The sequence below is a fragment of the Deltaproteobacteria bacterium genome (assembly GCA_009930495.1).
Taxonomy (GTDB): Bacteria; Desulfobacterota; Desulfovibrionia; order Desulfovibrionales; family Desulfomicrobiaceae; genus Desulfomicrobium.
In genome coordinates this window covers 1-2,622 of the sequence record RZYB01000265.1, presented here as the reverse complement: position 1 = coordinate 2,622, position 2,622 = coordinate 1, and the positions used below count along the sequence as shown (strand labels likewise).

The window sequence follows — 2,622 nt, the reverse complement described above, 5'->3', positions numbered from 1 at the left end:
CACGGTGTAGGGCGAGGGGCCTTTCCACAGCCAGTGGGCGCTTTTGATCATGTCCTCGCCGGCCTTTTTGTGGCAACGCAGGCATTCCTGCGTGACCTGTGTGGGCGTGGGGTCCGGGGGCAGCTTGACCAGTTCCTTGTGGTCCGGGACGCGCTTGGCATGGCAGCCGACACAGTCCACCGGGCCTTTGTTCATTTCCTCATGGCAGCCCATGCACTGCTGATGGTAGGCCGCCTTGAGGCCGATGCGTTCCGGATGCGCAGGGTTGAACGATTCCTGATGACAGGATCGGCAGGCCACGGTCTCGGACAGGCGGTCCACCGTGGCGTTGGCGCCTTCGGGGCTGAGGTGGTGGCACTGGGCGCAGTTCCCGTTCAGGCTGGCCGCGTGTTTGGAATGCATGAAGCGCGCTGGCCCGTAGAGGTTTTCGAAGGTGTTGACCAGCGGACTGTCCAGAATCATGTGCGAGAATTTGATGTCCGCCACGCCCAGTCCCAGGTTTTTGAAACGGATCTGGCGCAGTTCGGGGTCCTCAAGGCGCACCTTGGCCACGAAGTCGCGCGGGGCCTTGGCCCGTTCCATGGCCGCGGCATGGTCAGGGGCCTGCCAGCCCTCGGGTTTTGGGCTGTGCGGGGTGCGGATTTTTTCCACCGGGCCAAGGGGTTTGTCCTGTTCCGGAGCCGTGGTGGCCGGGCCGGGCAGAAGCATGGCCAAGGCCAGGAGGGCGGCCGCGCCCAACAGGACCGGGATGAATCGCGTGCGCGTGAGAGCTTTCATCGTGTCACCTCCTCCAGCTTGGGTGCGGACAGGACCGGGGTTTTCGTCGCGAGCACCCGGTACAGGAACATGATTGTCGCCACCGCGCCGGCGGTGACAAGGATTTCGCCGATGGACGGGAAATAGGGGATGGTCTGCGTCTGCGGACTGTACGAGACGATGAAGACGTTGAAGCGGTTCAGGAGCACGCCGCCGACCACCAGCAGCCCGACAGTGAAGAGGCCGCGCCGGGAGCGGCGCACGGCCGGAAAGAGCAGCAGAATCCAGGGCGTGATCACGCCAAGGCCCAGTTCCACCAAAAAGCTGTTGGCCTTGGGCGAGCCGTCAAAGGCCAGATACAGCACATCCCGATGGATCAGATCCCAGAGCTTGAGGCTCATGTACAGGCCCAGGGTGAGGATGGTGAAGCGCGACAGGGGCGCAAGAACGTTCATTTCACTGTCCAGGCCCAGGGACGTGGTCGCCAGATTGGTTTCGACAATGGTCATGGGATAGCCCACGGCAAAGGCGGACAGCAAAAAGAGCAGGGGCAGAAAGGGCGTGTACCACAGGGGATGAACCTTGGTCGGGGCAATGACCATGAGTGTGCCCAGGCTCGACTGGTGCATGCAGGACAAGACCACGCCAAGGACGATGAAGATCCACATGAACGCGGCCAGCTTGCGGTTGAACCATCCCAAAAGCGGAATCGTGTTGCCCCATTTTTCGGCGAGAATCGGAACCATCTCGATCCAGAGCACGCTGAGGTAGATCATGACGCACATGGCCACTTCGAATAGGGCGGAATTGTAATTATGGAAGAATATGGGCTTCCAGATGGCCCAGGAGCGCCCAATGTCGATGCACACGGCCAGGGCGACAAAGGTGTAGCCCAGGGCCGCGGTCAACAGGGCCGGACGGGTCACGGCCTCGTAGGCGTGACGGCCGAAGATGTGGGCCAGGGCCGCGGTGGTGAATCCGCCGGCGGCCAGGGCCACGCCGGAGGCGACGTCCACGCCGATCCACAATCCCCAGGGCGTGGTGTTGGACAGGTTGGTGGCGGCTCCCAGTCCGAACAGGAAGCGGACCGCCAGGGCTACTCCGCCCGCGATCATGAAGACGAGCAGGACCAGGGTGCCCGCGGACCAGAACGGACGGTCGATGGGTCGAGGCTGGTGGCGCATGGGTTTACTCCTTGTCCTTGGTTGCTTTGCCGGCGATGAGTTTCATGGTCAGGGCCAGCCCGGCGAACAGAACGGCCGGGGACCAGAGATAGCTGAACAGCGCATGTTGGATGGTTTCGCTGCGCCGGGGCAGAGGCTCGTCCGGCACGCGCGGAAAGCCGAGTTTGTCGAAGGGCTGCCCGGCGATGTACAGCCAGCTCGTGCCGCCGCCCTCGTGTTCGCCGTAGATGTGGTTTTCGTAGCGGGCGGGGTCGTTGGCGATACGTTCTTTGGCCAGTTTGAGCAGCGTGGAGCGCTTGCCAAAGGTGATGGCCTCGGTGGGGCAGACGGAGGCGCAGCCCGGCATCTTGCCCTCTTCCAGCCGTTCGAGACAGAAGGTGCATTTGCGTACCTGCGGGGTGAGCGGATCGTGAAAATCGTAGGCCGGAATTTCGAACGGACAGGCAACCATGCAGTACCTGCAACCGATACAGCGGGTTACGTCGTAATAGACAGCGCCGTTGTCCTTTTTGCTCAGAGCCCCGGTGATGCAGGCCGAGACGCAGGCCGGATCCTGGCAGTGCATGCACTGGACCTTGACGAAGCTCGGCACCAGTTCGCCGCGATCCGTCAGCTGGCCGGGGTAATAGCGGTTGATCACGGTGTAGGACCCGGCCGTGGGGCGGCGTTTGGCGTCGAGCAC

Annotated in this window: 3 protein-coding genes; all 3 read right to left on the bottom strand. The window is 62.9% G+C overall.

The features are described from left to right. On the bottom strand, positions 1–777 hold a 777-nt coding region (locus EOL86_13530), incomplete at its 3' end, for a class III cytochrome C (protein NCD26596.1). Continuing rightward, positions 774–1,940: a Ni/Fe-hydrogenase cytochrome b subunit gene (locus EOL86_13525; GenBank protein NCD26595.1), complete on the bottom strand. Its 1,167-nt coding sequence runs from the start codon at positions 1,938–1,940 to the stop codon at positions 774–776. The genes EOL86_13530 and EOL86_13525, both read right to left, overlap by 4 nt. Before the next feature lie 4 nt (positions 1,941–1,944). After that, positions 1,945–2,622: 4Fe-4S dicluster domain-containing protein (locus tag EOL86_13520; protein NCD26594.1), on the bottom strand; the 678-nt coding region annotated here is incomplete at its 5' end.

Excerpts from the sequence above, each read along its gene's own strand:
- EOL86_13525 (NCD26595.1), bottom strand. The coding sequence starts at position 1,940 with ATGCGCCACCAGCCTCGACCCATCGACCGTCCGTTCTGGTCCGCGGGC.